This is a genomic window from Amphritea sp. HPY (assembly GCF_050870985.1).
Lineage (GTDB): Bacteria > Pseudomonadota > Gammaproteobacteria > Pseudomonadales > Balneatricaceae > Amphritea.
Window position 1 is genome coordinate 4,244,918 of record NZ_CP194015.1, and the last position, 16,313, is coordinate 4,261,230.

Genomic DNA, 16,313 nt, shown 5'->3' on the forward strand with positions numbered 1-16,313 from the left:
TCAGGTTCTCCCTAAAATCAGCAAATGCCGTTCGCCTTCAGTGTCCGGCACATCTAGCCGGATACTCTGGCGCAATTCTATCTGTTCGGGTAATTGTTCAATCTCATCAGCAGGATACATGCCTTTCATCGCAAGAAATACACCCTGCTCTGAGCATAAGTGTTCAGTCCAGTGAAGCATATCCTGCAGTGAAGCAAATGCCCTTGATATGACGCCATCAAAACGCTGTTCCGGGATAAACTTTTCTACCCTTTCATGGATAACTTCAACATTGTCCAGGCCAAGTTCAGCCTTAGCCTGGAACTGAAAACGGCTTTTTTTAATGTTGCTATCAAGTAGAGTTATCGGCAGATCCGGCCGGCAAATAGCTAGTGGAATACCTGGTAATCCAGGACCACTACCCACATCGATCAGACGCTCAACATTGATATGAGGCAGAACGCTGAGGCTATCGGTCAAATGCCGGGTTACCATATCTAAGGGTGATCTCACCGCTGTCAGGTTGAACGCTTTGTTCCACTTCACCAGGAGTGCGTGGTATTGCATGAGCTTATCCAACTGCTGTTCGCTGAGCTCAAGCTTCATCTGGCGGCTTTGTTTTACCAGCAGATCTCGATATTGCTGTTCCATTAACCGTTCGCCTTTTTACGCATCAGTTGTTGTTTCTTGAGATGCACCAGCAGTAAAGAGATTGCCGCCGGCGTCATGCCCTGAATCCGGGAAGCCTGAGCAATACTGGTTGGGCGAACATCTTCCAGCTTAGATTTCAGTTCGTTGGATAAACCACCGACGCTATCATAATCAAAATTTTCAGGTAGCGGAGTATTCTCCTGACGCCGAACTTTTTCAATATCGTCTTTCTGACGATCGATGTATCCGGAATATTTAATCTGGATCTCTACTTGTTCAGCCACTTGAGGATCACTGACTGCTTCACCTTTCAGGCTGGCGACATCACTGTATTTCAGTTCCGGGCGCTTAACCAGATCCTGCAAATTATATTCACGGCTGATCGGCTGTTGTAACTTCGCGTTAAGCGAATCACCCTCAGCTGTACCAGGCTGAATCCAGGTTTCTTTAAGACGCTGATTTTCCTGTTCAATCGCTTCCCGCTTTTCACAGAAACGCTGCCAACGCTGATCGCTGACCAAACCAAGCTCCCGCCCTTTTTCCGTGAGTCTCAGGTCGGCGTTATCTTCGCGCAGGATTAACCGATACTCTGCACGACTGGTAAACATTCGGTAAGGTTCTGAAGTACCCAGGGTAATCAGGTCATCAACCAATACACCTAAATAAGCTTCATCCCGTCGTGGATACCACTGCTCTTTATCCTGAGCCCGCAATGCCGCGTTAACACCGGCCAGCAGCCCCTGCGCTCCCGCCTCTTCATAACCGGTTGTACCGTTTATCTGGCCAGCAAAATAGAGGCCGTTAATAACCTTGGTTTCCAGGGTATGCTTCAGATCCTGTGGATTAAAGTAATCATACTCGATGGCATATCCAGGGCGGGTGATATGGGCATTTTCAAAGCCTTTGATTGATCGTACCGCCGCCAACTGGATATCAAATGGCAAACTGGTTGAAATACCATTTGGATATAGTTCATGGGTAGTCAGACCTTCCGGCTCAACAAACACCTGATGGCTGGTCTTATCCGCAAAGCGCATGATCTTGTCTTCTACCGATGGGCAGTAGCGTGGACCAACGCCATCGATAACCCCGGTATACAAGGGCGAACGATCAAGTCCGGAGCGCAGAATTTCATGGGTGCGCTCATTGGTATGAGTTATATAACAACTGATCTGCCGTGGGTGATCGGCTAACGATCCCATAAACGACATAACCGGTGTTGGCATGTCCCCTGGTTGCTCCTGCATCACGCTGAAATCAACGCTACGTGCATCAATTCGCGGAGGGGTGCCTGTTTTCAGTCTGTCGACTCGTAATGGTAGCTCTCGTAAACGGTCTGCCAGGGCGATTGAAGGTGGATCACCAGCACGACCGCCAGAATAATTATCCATACCGATATGAATTTTTCCGCCGAGGAAAGTACCTACTGTCAGCACAACGTTATTTGCTGTAAAGCGAAGACCAGATTGAGTAATCACGCCCTTTACTGTTTCACCTTCAACTATCAGATCATCGGCTGATTGCTGGAAAATCTGCAGATTAGGCTGGTTCTCAAGTATCGTTCGAATTGATGCTTTATACAGAATACGATCAGCCTGAGCCCGGGTTGCACGAACCGCAGGTCCTTTACGTGAATTCAGGGTTCTGAACTGAATTCCTGAGTGATCGGTAGCGACAGCCATTGCACCATCGAGTGCATCGATCTCCTTGACCAGATGGCTTTTACCTATGCCCCCGATTGCCGGATTGCAGGACATCTGTCCCAGAGTTTCAATGTTGTGTGTTAACAGTAGTGTTTTTACACCTGTTCGGGCTGCCGCCAGAGCTGCTTCAGTTCCGGCATGACCTCCACCAATAACAATCACATCAAAGTGGTCAGGATAGTCCACTTAACAACCTCATATTCTTACGGTTAAAGCGAGCCGATACCTGTGCAGATGACGAGGTCGTTTAATGGCTCTTTGAAAAGGAAGCTAAGTATAAACCTATGTCCGTAAATTAGAAATGGCCAAAAAATGATCACTGATTAACGATCTTTCTTTTAAATAATATAAGTAGTTTAAGTATATAAAGATCTTTTTATTATGGTTGTTATTAATAGGCAGGACGTTTTCTGTGTCTAACCTTATAAAACACAATAGAAACAGTGCTTTAGAATGGCTCAAACCTTGTGATTTAACTGCGTTTAAGCATTTAATAAGCCGTCAGATAGCTGTGTATAAAGGGGGCGGTTTTCCACAGGGGTAGTTACTCACAGCAGTACCAACCGGTTATTCATGCCTGGTTATACAGTTTACTAACAGCTTATAGTGGGTAACTTGGATGAAATAGCACCGTTAATCTGGCCATTCGTGAAAAATTACATCTGATTGCTGCTATTTTTATGCAAAAATATTTCTGCTTGGGCTGAACGAAGTCGATGTGATCCTAAAATTGATTAGTTCAGCTCGACACTGGCTGTTTTATCCCCTCTTGTTTAGCAAGCAGCTCGGCAATCTCAATCTACAGACTTTGGCATCCAGGCCAGGGAGTGGTTGTTGGATAACGTGGTATCAGCATAGCGTCGTTTGTTATCTCTCTGCAGTTATCAAATCATACTTAGCATCAGATCATGATCTTGATTAGTTTGTCGATTTCCAACTGCTGAATTTGCACACTGCTTATGCTCAATCATGAGTTATAAAGGATTTCATCGCGATCAGAGTATCCTTGTCGTTCTAGAGACATTCAGTGGAGAGCTAAATTGAGTAAGTGATGCCTTGTTTACTCGGATTGAACGGCGTTGCTGTTAGATGGTGGTTCGGACTATAACTTGTGCGAAGGTTTTGACTGTTAACGCTACTTTATATTGCGCAGCAGTGTTAACTGATGATTGAGTAAACGCCCGCCAGTCAATATTGTTCATAGCCTTATGCACAGATTATTCCCAGACTATCAACGGCTTGTCCTTCAGGCTAAGGAGAGCGTGATCACTTGTTACCTAACATTACTCGCGCCGTATTGTCTTGGTCAGAACTTCTATGCTAGATCAGATAATCTAGGGTATCTGCAAGAATTTAGGTAATCGATTTATTGTTGTGAATAACTCAAATATAGATAGGTAACTTCATTAGATTGAGTGATTTACCCACAGCAGGGATAACAATCAGATCTCGACTCCCTGTTGGCTTAGCCATTGCTTAAGTTGGGGCAGTGGCAATGCGCCGCTGGTTCGTGCAATTTCTTTACCTTGGCGAAACAGGATCAGGGTAGGTATTGATCGGATGTTCCATTTAGCGGCAATAGCTTGTTCTGTTTCGGTGTTGAGTTTGGCCAGACGCAGCTTTGGTTCAAATACTTGCGCTGCCTGAGCAAAGGTGGGAGCGAATTGTTGGCAAGGACCACACCAGCTGGCCCAGCAGTCGACAAGTACCGGGATATCGTTGCGCTGAATCAGCGAAGTGAAATTAGCGGCGTTGATGTCGATGCTGCTTCCTTGAAACAGTAATTGCTTACATTTTCCACACTTAGGTCCGTCAGCCAGACGGGGCTCTGGTAACTTATTTGTAACATTACAATGGGGACAACTAACGTTAATTGACATATCAGGGTTCCGGTATTTATGTAGAGGCTGGTTTAGAAAATAGGTTACCCACAAGTATTATTCTATAGCAGGTGCTACGCCCGCCGCCGGGCAGTTTTTCGATGCAGTTTTTTTGCACCAGATCCGCGAGGTGTCGGGTTGCGGTTGCTTTACTGACTGCTGTGAGCCGTTGGTACTCAGTGGCATTGATTGTTGTGGATAGTTTTATATTGTCTAGCAGGTAGTGCAGTATATTTACCTGTTCAGTGAGTAGCCCTGAATCTGAGTGGCGTTGCCAGAACTCTAGTACCGATTGATTATGGCTTTGCTCGGATATCGCCCGGTCCAGGCTAAGCTCCAGCTGATAAAGAAAGTAGCTTATCCACAAGGTTATATCCAGATCGCCTTGTATGCCCTGTTGTATCTGTTTTCGGTAATTTTCATTATCGCCTAGCAGGCTTTCAGATAGAGAGTATAACGGTATGCTGTTTGGTTCCGCCTGTGCCAGTGCGTGGTCTGTAAGAAACCGGGTAAGCATTGCGTTGTTTGATGCGAATGGTTGCACACAGCTGAAATGAAAATGGCTGACTGCTGCGCGAACTAGCGGATCGAGGTTTTTTTGATGTCTGGAGCTATTAAACCAGTCAACAAATCCGCAAAGCTCAAGTATGACCTGGTTAGGAGCATCGTTATTCTGCTTTGTTTTTCTTAAGTCGGTTTCGCTTTCCGATAGCAGGTTCTGTTGCCATTCGAGTATACGCTCCAGCGACAGTTCTGGTTCAATGTTGATAACTGCGTCGACTACGGCTTTAGCTATGTTTTCTGAATGTTCAGAGAGGGTTGCTTCAGCGCTGATCTTTATCCCAAGTTGTCTGGCTAAGGAATTACCAATTGCTGTCGTTTCGGTATCTGTTTTTACCGTATCGATTAACTGTTCAATATTGCTAAGCAATCCGCTGAGCTTTACTTGCGTATCTATTTTTCCAGTTGCAGTGCAGGCTTTGCCGACCAGTAGCCCCTGTTTGAAATGGATAGTTCGTATTGCCTGGATGAACTGGTCTTCCCGCCACTCTAATTGCGGCCAGTTTGGGTGTTTCCATATTCGGTAAACAGAATCTTTCATGGTTTGATTGCAGCTTCACAAATATTAATCGACTCATTTGGTGATTGGAATATTATTGTTTATCGACTCACTTGGCAAGCCGTATACTGTGCAGTTAAAATTATACCGTTTTAAAACAGTAATATAGGTTTTTGAGTGGCTTTGAAGGGGAATGCTTTGGTGAATCCAGCTAAAGGTTTAAAACCTTTAGCTGGATTGGAAGGATAGATTTTTACTTGCCGATACAGAAAGAGCTGAAGATCCGACCCAAAAGATCGTCTGAGCTGAACTCTCCGGTGATCTCGCTGAGTGATTGCTGGGCCTGACGCAGATCTTCCGCCAACAGCTCTCCGGCAGCACCGTAGATGAGTTGCTCCTGGCCAGTTAACAGCAGGCTTTCGGACCGGTTGAGGGCATCTATATGCCGTCGACGTGCGAGGAAGCCGCCTTCCGTGGTATTGGCAAAGCCCATGCAATCTTTAAGGTGTTGCCTGAGGTTATCCACACCGACATTCGCTTTAGCTGAGAGTGAAATCAGGGTGTGGCCATCATGTTCACCAATCTCAGGTGTCTCAGTGGTAAGGTCACATTTATTACGAATCACCGTGATCTTACTTTTATCATCCAGTTTACTAACGAATTCTGGCCAGATCTGCTCCGGATCATCGGTTGCGGTGGTCGTCCCATCGACCATCAACAGTACTCTGTCGGCTTTTTGAATTTCTTCCCATGCCCGGCTGATACCGATGCGTTCCACTTCATCCGGTGCATCACGCAGGCCAGCTGTATCGATGATATGCAGGGGCATACCATCGATATGTATATGCTCACGTAAAACATCCCTGGTAGTACCTGCAATATCTGTAACTATTGCGGATTCTTTTCCAGCCAGGGCGTTAAGCAAGCTGGATTTGCCAGCGTTTGGTCTGCCGGCAATAACCACATTCATCCCTTCACGGATCAGGGAGCCCTGCCTGGCTTCCTGTTTAACTTCCCCGAGTTGATCGATAATCAGCTGCAGATCTCCGGCAACTTTACCATCCGCCAGGAAGTCGATCTCCTCTTCCGGAAAGTCGATAGCAGCTTCAACGTAGATTCGTAGCTGGGTCAGCGACTCTACAAGCTGATGAACCCGCTCGGAAAAAGCACCCTGAAGAGATTTCAAAGCACAGCGGGCAGCCTGCTCAGAGCTGGAATCGATCAGATCGGCAATCGCCTCGGCCTGAGTCAGGTCAAGTTTATCATTGAGAAAGGCGCGTTCAGAGAACTCACCGGGATTGGCCAGGCGGGCGCCGCATTCAACGACTCTGCGCAGGATGAAATCCATAATGATAGGACCACCATGGCCTTGCAATTCCAGAACATCTTCTCCGGTAAAGGAGTTGGGTCCTGGGAAATACAGTGCTATACCCTGATCCAGTTGGTTTTTCTGAGCGTCGAGGAAAGGCCCGTAGTGGGCGAAGCGAGCTTTCGGCACAAAGCCCAGTACCTGTTCAGCAATCGCTGCTGAGAGTTTGCCAGAAACCCGCACAATACCCACGCCACCCCGACCCGGTGGGGTCGCCTGGGCTGCAATAGTATCCTGATCTGTTAATGACATAATGGCCTCTCTGCACGGAAAAACTAAGATTCTAAGTATATTAAAAAAGGCCTCATATGAGGCCTTTTTTATCAGATCGACTCTTACAAGAGTCTTAAGGTCAGGCTTTCTTGCCGCCGTCGCCTTCAATCTGCTTGTTGATAACATACTGTTGTGCGATAGACAGTACGTTGTTCACCAGCCAGTACAGAACCAGACCTGCCGGGAACCACAGGAAGAAGAAAGTAAAGACGATCGGTAGCATCTTCATGATCTTCGCTTGCATCGGGTCCGGAGGTGTCGGGTTCAGCAGCTGCTGAATGAACATAGTTCCACCCATCAGGATCGGCATCAGGAAGTAAGGATCCATAACCGACATATCGGTAATCCATAGCATGAATGGTGCGTGGCGCAGTTCTACGGATTCCAGCAGTACCCAGTACAGAGCGATGAAGATTGGCATCTGGGCCACGATAGGCAGGCAGCCACCTAACGGGTTGATCTTCTCTTTCTTGTACAGCTCCATCATGGACTGAGACATCTTCTGACGGTCGTCGCCATGCAGTTCTTTCAGGCGAGTCATCTCAGGGCCAAATTTACGCATCTTAGCCATAGATTTAAAGGCTTTAGCGTTAACCTGGAACAGCAATGCTTTCACGAGAATCGTAATGAAGATGATTGCAACACCCCAGTTACCAACGAAGCTGTGAATCCATTTTAGTACCATCGCCATTGGTGATGCGATAAACCAGAGGATACCGTAATCGACGGTCAGCTCCAGGTTTGGTGCAGCTTCTTCCAACAGCTCTGTTACTTTCGGTCCGGCATAAAAGTTAGCACTTACTGTCTTGGTTTCGCCTGGCTTTACATCAAATGCTGGTGAAACAAAGCCTGCGATGTGGTTGTCACCACTGACCCGGCTGCTGTAGCTATACTCAGCGCCAGAAGCTGGTATCCATGCACTCAGGAAGTAATGCTGACTCATCGCAACCCACCCATCCTGGCTGGCAGCTTTGAAGTTCGCTTCCTTCATGTCGTCAAAAGATATTTTTTGATAGTTATCTTCTGTTGTTGAGAATACGGCACCCAGGTAGGACTGCATGCCCATATCGGTTGTTTCTGAAGGGTCTCCAGAACCATCACGCTTGATCTGGCCAAACAGTTTAGCCTGCCAGTTTTCAGCGGAAGTGTTATTTACCTGATAATCCAGAGCAACTTCATAACTACCTTTGTTGAAGCGGTAGCGTTTAGTGATGATGACACCGTTATCTGCTGTATGGGTCAGATCAACAACCAACTCATCGCCTTCCAATTGGTAGCTATTAGCTGTAGTCGTATAGGTTGGACGACCATCAACACTGGCATCAGGACCGTTAGTTCCAATGAGTCCGCTTTGCGATACATAGGTACGGTTACCATTCTGTTCCAGCAGGACGAAAGGCTGATCTGCACCTAGGGTAGCTTTGTACTGAGGCAGAGCTACCTCAATAATGTCGCCACCTTTGGAATCGATTAACAGTTCCAGCACATCAGTTTTTACGCTGATCAGTTGCTTCTGCTGAGTGACTACCGCTTTAGCACCAGGAACATCGGCACCGTTTGCTGCAGGTGTTTCAGTTTGTGGCAGGTCACCACCGTTGCTGGCTGTGGTATCAGTTGATGACTGGTATGCGGAAACAGACTCGGTCTGAACAACCGGCTCCGGCTGAACGCCGTAGTCCTGGTTCCACTGTAGCACCAGCATATATGAGATTATGCCGAGTGCTGCTATCAGAATAATGCGCTGTACATCCATGGTTTCTGGACCATTCAGTTATTTGTTTGATGTCGGTTTAGGTCTTGCAGTTGCTTTAGCCTTCTTAACCAGCCGCGACCAGCTCCGCTTAATTAGCGAGTGAACATCCGGGTTTTCAATATCGCCCAAGCCTTTTCTGGCAAGGATAACTATGTCGACATTGGGAAGATCATGCTGATTAAGTCGAAAAGACTCGCGAATGATACGTCGAACGCGATTACGATTAACAGCTAAACGGATATTTTTTTTGGAGATGACGAAGCCGATACGAGAATGATCGAGTTCGTTGGGACAGGCAAGTATCAACAGATGTTTATCTGACACCTTGATGCTGGCTCGGCTGAAGACCTGTTTAAAATCCCCACCGGTTAATAGCCTTAACTGGCGGGGATATCTGAATTCATTCATTCAGTCAGCCTGACGGGCAATAATTATGCTGCCAGACTCTTACGACCTTTAGCGCGACGACGGTTGATAATTACACGACCGCTCTTAGTTGCCATGCGAGCACGGAAACCGTGAGTACGTTTGCGTTTCAGGTTACTTGGTTGAAAAGTTCTTTTCATTGTTCAGTCCTAACTTACTTAGTGTGGTGGTATCAGTAAGGTGGCTGAATCCCACGATCAAAAAACAGACGCGGAATTTTAGTTAAAAGCTAAGGCCTTTACAATCCCTATTTGGTTTTTTTTTATATATCTGACCGCCTGCATATATAGGTGGGGCTCAGTATTGAGTGCTTCTGCAGGTTTGCTTGTTTTCTATAACAATTGTTGATTATTTTGTTGTTAAACATGTAAACGCGATTAAAAACAATTGGTTGTCTTGTTGGTAACTATGGTAATTAGTTGTATTTAAGCTTTGAGCAAGCTGTTTACTAGTTTTTGTCAGTGGATATGTGCTGCTTTTGAGTGGCAAATTATCTGAAAAACAGCCTAATAAAAAGAATTAGTAACAGGGTCGTCAGAACTGTGGATAAGACGCTCTATAAAGGGTATTATCTGGGCTGTTTTTGATTTGGCTTTCGTGGTTGTTTTTGTAAAGGATTTTTTATGTCGGCGGAGTTGTGGGAACGGTGCTTGCAAAGTCTTCAAGAGGAGTTCCCAGCCCAGCAATACAATACCTGGATTCGACCACTTAAAGCTTCTCCTGATGCCGATGCTGAACTTATACTGCTTGCCCCAAACCGGTTCGTTAAGGATTGGGTAAGCGATAAGTACCTGAATCGTATCCGCGAGATCGTTAATGCAGTCAGTGGCGATATTAGCGCTAAGGTCAGTATTACTATCGCTGGCCAGAGTGCTGGTTTTGGTGGCCGCCCGGTTCGTCCAGCCCGTCCGGCACAACCTGCTGTGCAAGCACGACAGCCGGTTTCCCAGTTTGCAACTCCTGAACAAGCCGCGCCTGCGCCTGCTCGAGCCGCCAGTGTTCGTGCGCCTATTGCCGAGCCAGAATTGTTGCAGGATGCGCCGACTCAGCTGGCAATTGATGACAGCAGTTTCCAGCCGGTAGGCCGGGACATCATTGCTCCGCCACCGCCTACTATTATCACCCAGCCTAAACGCAATGTTGATGTAGAAGGTGGTGTACGGCATCAGTCCAACCTGAACCAGTCATTTACCTTTAATTCTTTTGTGCAGGGTAAATCGAACCAGTTAGCCCTGGCTGCAGCTCAGCAAGTAGCTGATAATCCTGGTGGATCATATAACCCGCTGTTTATCTACGGTGGTGTTGGTCTGGGTAAAACGCACCTGATGCATGCTGTCGGGATGGAGATGTTGCAGCGTAACCCTAATGCCAAGATCGTTTATCTGCATTCAGAGCGGTTTGTTGCCGACATGGTTAAGGCGTTACAGCTCAATGCAATTAACGACTTCAAGCGTTACTACCGTTCGGTCGATGCGCTGTTGATTGATGACATTCAGTTTTTTGCCGGTAAAGAGCGCTCCCAGGAAGAGTTTTTCCACACTTTTAATGCCCTGCTTGAGGGTGGTCAGCAGATGATTCTGACCAGTGATCGTTATCCGAAAGAGATAAACGGTGTCGAAGAACGGTTGAAGTCTCGCTTTGGCTGGGGCCTTACTGTTGCGATTGAACCACCGGAGCTTGAGACCCGGGTTGCGATTCTGATGAAGAAAGCCGAGGAGGCGCAAGTACGCCTGCCGGATGATTCTGCTTTCTTCCTGGCACAGAAAATTCGTTCCAACGTGCGGGAGCTTGAAGGAGCCCTCAAACGGGTAATCGCTAATGCCCACTTTACCGGTAGTGCGATTACCACACCATTTATTAAAGAATCACTGAAAGACCTGCTGGCTTTGCAGGATAAACAGGTTAGTATTGATAACATTCAGCGGGTTGTTGCCGATTACTATAAGATCAAAGTATCGGACCTGCTTTCCAAGCGTCGCAGTCGCTCTGTTGCCAGGCCCCGCCAGATGGCGATGAGTCTGTCAAAAGAGCTGACTAATCACAGCTTACCTGAGATTGGCGATGCGTTTGGTGGCCGGGATCACACGACGATTCTGCATGGTTGCCGTAAGGTGGCTTCGTTGCGTGAGAGCGATACGGATATAAGAGAGGATTATCAGAATCTGCTACGTCATCTGACGGCGTAACAGACTGATCTATTAAGGTGGATAGGAAAACATGAAATTTGTTATTTCCAGAGAAGCGCTAATTAAGCCGTTGCAGTTGGTTGCTGGTGTAGTAGAACGTCGTCAGACACTGCCTGTGCTGTCCAATATCTTGTTGGTTGCTGAAGGTGATCAGCTATCGATGACGGGTACCGACCTAGAAGTAGAGCTGGTTGGTCGGGTGCAACTGGATGAGCCGGCTGAGCCGGGTTCGATCACGGTGCCAGCGCGAAAGCTGATGGATATCTGTAAATCCCTGCCGGATTCTGCCCAGATTGAGCTTACGCTGACCGGTCAGAAAATGGTTATTAAGGCGGGTCGTAGCCGCTTTACTCTTTCTACCCTGCCGGCGGCTGAGTTCCCTAATGTGGAAGATAGCCCTGAAGCATTTGAGTTGAGTGTATCGCAGAACCAGGTGCGTCGACTGATCGATCAAACCGGCTTCTCAATGGCGCAGCAGGATGTCCGCTACTACCTGAATGGTATGTTGCTGGAAATTACTGAGAACAGCCTCCGTGCGGTATCTACCGATGGCCATCGTCTGGCAACCAGCGTTGCTGAGGTTGATACTAACGGGCCGGCTAATCATCAGTTTATTGTGCCGCGTAAAGGTATTCTTGAACTGGCCCGTTTGCTGCAAAATGGCGACGAGCTGGTTAAACTGGTTGTCGGTGCTAATCATATCCGTGCCCATGCCGGTGATTTTACCTTCACTTCTAAACTGGTTGACGGCAAGTTCCCTGATTATCAGCGCGTAATCCCGCAAGGTGGCGACAAGTTTATGCTTGGAACCCGGCAGGAACTGCGTCAGGTATTCAGCAGGATTGCGATCTTGTCGAATGAGAAATATCGTGGTGTGCGGTTGTCTCTGACCAGTGGTTATCTGCAGGTTATGGCGAATAATCCTGAGCAGGAAGAAGCGGAAGAAACCGTAGCGGTTGATTACGAGGGCGATAGTCTGGAGATCGGCTTTAACGTTAACTATCTGCTGGATGTGTTATCAATCGTTAATTCTGATGTGGTTCGCTTTACCCTGGCCGATTCAAACAGCAGTGCGCTGATTGAAGGGCTTGATGATAGCGACTCCCTTTATGTCGTAATGCCGATGCGTATGTAATGCCTTCTGAGGGGCTGAAGCCTTCAGCCCCTCTTCTCTCCTATGCCAATAAAAAAACTCAGCGTACGGAATGTACGCAACCTGACAGACGTTTCTCTGCAGCCCTCCTCTCATATCAATATCATTCATGGTGCTAATGGCAGCGGCAAAAGCAGTTTGCTTGAGGCGATTCACCTGCTGGGTCTTACCCGTTCATTTCGTACCAATAAATTGAACCATCTGATCCAGGCTCAGCAGCAAAGTTGTATGGTGTTTGCCCAGCTTGATGCGATGGGCACCGGCGCGGTTCAGCCTGTGGGTGTGGAACGGACGCTGGAAGGTGATGCACGTATCCGTTACGCCGGCGATAATATCGATCTGACCACCCTTGCCGAGCTATTACCGATTCAGGTTATCAACTCTGATACCTTCCAGATTCTTGAAGGAAGTCCTACTATCCGGCGACAGTTTGTCGATTGGGGAGTTTTCCATACAGACCCTTCATTTATAAGGCTTTGGCGCGCCTGCAGAAGGGTATTAAAACAGCGTAATTCTCTGCTGAAATGTGGTAAAATTGACCCTAATATTCGCAAGGTCTGGGACCGTGAGTTTATAAACTATTCTGAGCAGGTGAATACGCTTCGTGAAGCGTATCTTGCACTGTTAAAACCGGAATTTGATGCGATTCTCGATGATCTCCTCGGTGGTCTGAAAATCGATCTGAGATTCAGCTCCGGATGGGATAAGAAGCGTAGCCTCGATCAGGTGCTGGAAGACAGCTTTGAACGGGATCTGCGTCAGGGTTTTACCAGCGCCGGACCACAACGTGCAGACCTGAGAGTTAAAGTCGATGGTCATAACGCTTCAGAACGCCTCTCAAGAGGCCAGAAGAAGGTTGTGGTCAGTGCGTTGAAACTGGCTCAGGGAGCCCTGTTTTATAAACTCAACAGCAGAGCTTGTATCTATCTGATTGATGATTTGCCATCAGAGCTTGATCGGCATCATAGTCAGTTATTTTGTAATTATTTGGAGAAAACCGTCAATCAGTGTTTTATCACTTGTGTTGATAAAGCATCTCTAAGCGGTTTCTGGTCAGAACAGACCGATCTGTGTTTTCTCGAAGTACAAGAAGGTGCCCTGAGCACCGGATAATAACCAGGAGAGTTAGATGAGCGGCGACAATCAGGAATACGATTCTTCCAGTATTAAAGTTCTTAAAGGACTGGATGCAGTTCGTAAGCGCCCGGGCATGTATATCGGTGACACTGATGATGGTACCGGCTTGCACCATATGGTTTTCGAGATTGTTGATAACTCAATCGATGAAGCGCTGGCTGGTCATTGTAGTGAGATCCGCGTTGTTATCCACAGCGATGAAAGCGTAACTGTGTCCGATAACGGTCGTGGTATACCGACCGAGCTGCACGAAGAAGAAGGTGTGTCGGCTGCCGAAGTTATTATGACTATCCTTCACGCCGGTGGTAAGTTTGACGATAACTCTTATAAAGTCTCCGGTGGTCTGCACGGCGTGGGTGTTTCGGTTGTTAACGCCCTGTCTGCCGAACTGAAGCTGACTATTCGTCGTCATGGTGAAGTCTTCGAGCAGATCTATCGTCATGGTGTTCCTGATGAACCGCTGAAAGTGGTCGGTAAGGCCGAAACTTCAGGCACGATGCTGCGTTTCTGGCCTTCCGCAGATACCTTTAAAAACATCGCGTTTAAATTCGATATCCTGGCTAAACGCCTGCGCGAGCTGTCATTCCTTAACTCCGGTGTGGCGATCCGTCTGATCGATGAGCGCAGCGGTGACGAAGAGTTATTCGCCTATGAAGGTGGTCTGAGCTCTTTTGTTGAATTCCTGAATACCAATAAAACAGCCGCTAATAAGATGTTCCATTTCAATACTACCCATGAGAATGGCGTCGGTGTTGAAGTGGCTATGCAGTGGAATGACAGTTTTCAGGAAAGTATCCACAGCTTCACTAACAATATTCCGCAGCGTGACGGTGGTACTCACCTGTCAGGCTTTCGTACCGCCCTTACCCGTGCGTTGAATAACTATATCGATAGCGAGAAACTCAACAAAAATGGTAAGGCTGCGACCACTGGTGATGACTGTCGTGAGGGTTTGACGGCTATTGTTTCTGTTAAAGTGCCGGATCCTAAGTTTTCTTCTCAGACTAAAGATAAGCTGGTTTCTTCCGAGGTTAAAACCGCCGTTGAGCAGGCCATGTATGAAATGCTGAACGATTATCTGCAGGAGAATCCACAGGACGCTAAAGCGGTCGTTTCAAAGATGATCGATGCGGCGCGTGCCCGTGAGGCTGCTCGTAAGGCGCGTGAGATGACGCGTCGTAAAGGTGCTCTGGATATTGCCGGCCTGCCCGGCAAGCTTGCCGACTGTCAGGAAAAAGACCCGGCACTTTCTGAAATCTACCTGGTGGAGGGTGATTCCGCTGGCGGTTCTGCCAAGCAGGGTCGTGATCGGAAGACCCAGGCTATTCTGCCACTTAAAGGTAAGATCCTTAACGTTGAAAAGGCGCGCTTCGATAAGATGCTGTCGTCTGCTGAAGTAGGAACACTGATTACCGCGCTGGGTACCGGTATTGGCCGGGAAGAGTTTAACCCGGAAAAATTGCGTTACCATCAGATCATAATCATGACCGATGCCGACGTCGATGGATCTCACATCCGAACTCTGTTGCTGACTTTTTTCTTCCGTCAGATGATCGAAGTTATCGAGCGTGGCCACGTGTATATTGCACAGCCACCTCTGTATAAGATCAAGAAAGGCAAGCAGGAGCAGTATCTGAAAGATGATGATGCGCTGGATAACTACCTGCTTCAGGGTGCACTTGAGAATGCTTCTCTGCATGTTAATGCCGAGGCACCTGCAATCAATGGCACGGGACTGGAAGAGATCGTAAATCGTTACCGTAGTGTTGATAAGATGATTGCGCGTTTGTCCAGGATCTATCCTGAGCCGGTTCTGCGTCAGATGGTTTATACCGATCGCCTTACTGTTGAGCAGCTGACCGATGACCAGTCAGTCGCTGAGTGGATTGATAAAGTCTGTGATGGACTCGGTGATACTTTGGATGGTGGCGATGTTTACACCTCATCGGTACATGAAGATAAGGATCGCCTGGGCGTATTCCTGCCCGATGTTAAAGTGTTGCAGCACGGTGTAAGCTCAAGCTTCACTTTTGATCTGAGCTTCTTTGAATCTAAAGATTATGCAGCTATTGCAGGTCTGGGTGAAACATTGACTGGCTTGCTTGAAGAGACCGCATACTTCAAGCGTGGAGAGCGTACTTTTGCAACGACTGAGTTTTCATCCGGACTGACCTGGTTGATGGATCAGTCTAAACGTGGTCACAGCATTCAACGTTATAAGGGGTTGGGTGAGATGAACCCTGAGCAGTTGTGGGAAACTACAATGGATCCTGAATGCCGTCGTATGTTGCAGGTGACTATCGATGATGCGATCGCAGCTGATCAACTCTTCACTACCCTGATGGGTGACGAAGTTGAACCACGACGTGACTTTATCGAAACCAACGCTCTGAATGTTTCCAACCTTGATGTTTGATTGAACTGAATGTGATTACAGGTGACAAATAGTGTCGCTTGTAATGATTGCCAAAATTTAAAGCAGCCAAGTGGCTGCTTTTTTTTGACCTGGCCTATACGCTCTTCAGTGGCGCTTCATGCTATTTTTCTTGTTAGCTATCACATCATATTGCTAGTGATGCTTTTTCCTTGTGAGTGGTGTTTCAGGACGTTGATTTTTAATGAAAACCCTTAAAATTCTCAGGTTTCCATTGGTCATAGCTTGAAGTTAAATAGTTCGCTTGCTTCTTAGCGGTCACTATTTTTTGATCAGATAGAAAGCTCAATCCAGGGTAGGTCGTGTTTA

At 47.3% G+C, this 16,313-nt stretch carries 12 protein-coding genes; 4 read left to right on the forward strand and 8 right to left on the reverse strand.

Features of this window, described 5'->3' with window-relative positions; genetic code table 11:
* The 8 genes from rsmG to rpmH form a co-directional block, all read right to left on the reverse strand.
* Nucleotides 1–630: a 16S rRNA (guanine(527)-N(7))-methyltransferase RsmG gene (gene rsmG / locus ACQUQM_RS18855; RefSeq protein ID WP_432471419.1), complete on the reverse strand. Its 630-nt coding sequence runs from the start codon at nucleotides 628–630 to the stop codon at nucleotides 1–3.
* A complete protein-coding gene (gene mnmG / locus ACQUQM_RS18860) occupies nucleotides 630–2,519 on the reverse strand; it encodes a tRNA uridine-5-carboxymethylaminomethyl(34) synthesis enzyme MnmG (RefSeq protein WP_432471420.1) in 1,890 nt (629 codons plus the stop codon). Before mnmG ends, rsmG begins: the two co-directional genes overlap by 1 nt.
* Before the next feature lie 1,256 nt (nucleotides 2,520–3,775).
* The gene (trxC, locus tag ACQUQM_RS18865; protein ID WP_432471421.1) at nucleotides 3,776–4,213 is read right to left on the reverse strand and encodes a thioredoxin TrxC; all 438 of its coding nucleotides are present in this window, start codon (nucleotides 4,211–4,213) and stop codon (nucleotides 3,776–3,778) included.
* Between the two features lie 16 nt (nucleotides 4,214–4,229).
* Nucleotides 4,230–5,315 (reverse strand): DUF4172 domain-containing protein, encoded by a 1,086-nt coding sequence (locus tag ACQUQM_RS18870; protein WP_432471422.1) that lies wholly within the window; start codon nucleotides 5,313–5,315, stop codon nucleotides 4,230–4,232.
* 211 nt (nucleotides 5,316–5,526) lie between these two features.
* Nucleotides 5,527–6,894, reverse strand: a complete 1,368-nt coding sequence (mnmE, locus tag ACQUQM_RS18875) for a tRNA uridine-5-carboxymethylaminomethyl(34) synthesis GTPase MnmE (protein WP_432471423.1) — start codon at nucleotides 6,892–6,894, stop codon at nucleotides 5,527–5,529.
* A 100-nt stretch (nucleotides 6,895–6,994) separates the two neighbouring features.
* Nucleotides 6,995–8,668 carry a membrane protein insertase YidC gene (yidC, locus tag ACQUQM_RS18880; RefSeq protein WP_432471424.1) on the reverse strand — a complete coding sequence of 558 codons (1,674 nt, stop codon included), beginning with the start codon at nucleotides 8,666–8,668 and terminating at the stop codon, nucleotides 6,995–6,997.
* 18 nt (nucleotides 8,669–8,686) lie between these two features.
* The gene (rnpA, locus tag ACQUQM_RS18885) at nucleotides 8,687–9,076 is read right to left on the reverse strand and encodes a ribonuclease P protein component (protein WP_432471425.1); all 390 of its coding nucleotides are present in this window, start codon (nucleotides 9,074–9,076) and stop codon (nucleotides 8,687–8,689) included.
* 23 nt (nucleotides 9,077–9,099) lie between these two features.
* Entirely contained in the window at nucleotides 9,100–9,234 is a 135-nt protein-coding gene (gene rpmH, locus ACQUQM_RS18890; protein ID WP_432471426.1) for a 50S ribosomal protein L34, read from the reverse strand.
* 483 nt (nucleotides 9,235–9,717) lie between these two features.
* On the opposite strand from rpmH, the gene dnaA reads away from it, so the two are divergent.
* From dnaA to gyrB, 4 genes are read left to right on the forward strand one after another with little or no spacing between them, the layout of a single operon-like run.
* Nucleotides 9,718–11,280 carry a chromosomal replication initiator protein DnaA gene (gene dnaA / locus ACQUQM_RS18895; RefSeq protein ID WP_432471427.1) on the forward strand — a complete coding sequence of 521 codons (1,563 nt, stop codon included), beginning with the start codon at nucleotides 9,718–9,720 and terminating at the stop codon, nucleotides 11,278–11,280.
* A gap of 31 nt (nucleotides 11,281–11,311) precedes the next feature.
* The gene (dnaN, locus tag ACQUQM_RS18900) at nucleotides 11,312–12,415 is read left to right on the forward strand and encodes a DNA polymerase III subunit beta (protein ID WP_432471428.1); all 1,104 of its coding nucleotides are present in this window, start codon (nucleotides 11,312–11,314) and stop codon (nucleotides 12,413–12,415) included.
* 42 nt (nucleotides 12,416–12,457) lie between these two features.
* The gene (recF, locus tag ACQUQM_RS18905) at nucleotides 12,458–13,546 is read left to right on the forward strand and encodes a DNA replication/repair protein RecF (RefSeq protein ID WP_432471429.1); all 1,089 of its coding nucleotides are present in this window, start codon (nucleotides 12,458–12,460) and stop codon (nucleotides 13,544–13,546) included.
* Between the two features lie 16 nt (nucleotides 13,547–13,562).
* A complete protein-coding gene (gene gyrB, locus ACQUQM_RS18910) occupies nucleotides 13,563–15,986 on the forward strand; it encodes a DNA topoisomerase (ATP-hydrolyzing) subunit B (RefSeq protein WP_432471430.1) in 2,424 nt (807 codons plus the stop codon).
* Nucleotides 15,987–16,313: the final 327 nt, after the last annotated feature.

Excerpts from the sequence above, each read along its gene's own strand:
- gyrB (WP_432471430.1), top strand. The coding sequence starts at position 13,563 with ATGAGCGGCGACAATCAGGAATACGATTCTTCCAGTATTAAAGTTCTT.
- rpmH (WP_432471426.1), bottom strand. The coding sequence starts at position 9,234 with ATGAAAAGAACTTTTCAACCAAGTAACCTGAAACGCAAACGTACTCAC.
- trxC (WP_432471421.1), bottom strand. The coding sequence starts at position 4,213 with ATGTCAATTAACGTTAGTTGTCCCCATTGTAATGTTACAAATAAGTTA.
- dnaA (WP_432471427.1), top strand. The coding sequence starts at position 9,718 with ATGTCGGCGGAGTTGTGGGAACGGTGCTTGCAAAGTCTTCAAGAGGAG.
- yidC (WP_432471424.1), bottom strand. The coding sequence starts at position 8,668 with ATGGATGTACAGCGCATTATTCTGATAGCAGCACTCGGCATAATCTCA.
- mnmE (WP_432471423.1), bottom strand. The coding sequence starts at position 6,894 with ATGTCATTAACAGATCAGGATACTATTGCAGCCCAGGCGACCCCACCG.
- rsmG (WP_432471419.1), bottom strand. The coding sequence starts at position 630 with ATGGAACAGCAATATCGAGATCTGCTGGTAAAACAAAGCCGCCAGATG.
- ACQUQM_RS18870 (WP_432471422.1), bottom strand. The coding sequence starts at position 5,315 with ATGAAAGATTCTGTTTACCGAATATGGAAACACCCAAACTGGCCGCAA.
- dnaN (WP_432471428.1), top strand. The coding sequence starts at position 11,312 with ATGAAATTTGTTATTTCCAGAGAAGCGCTAATTAAGCCGTTGCAGTTG.
- rnpA (WP_432471425.1), bottom strand. The coding sequence starts at position 9,076 with ATGAATGAATTCAGATATCCCCGCCAGTTAAGGCTATTAACCGGTGGG.
- recF (WP_432471429.1), top strand. The coding sequence starts at position 12,458 with ATGCCAATAAAAAAACTCAGCGTACGGAATGTACGCAACCTGACAGAC.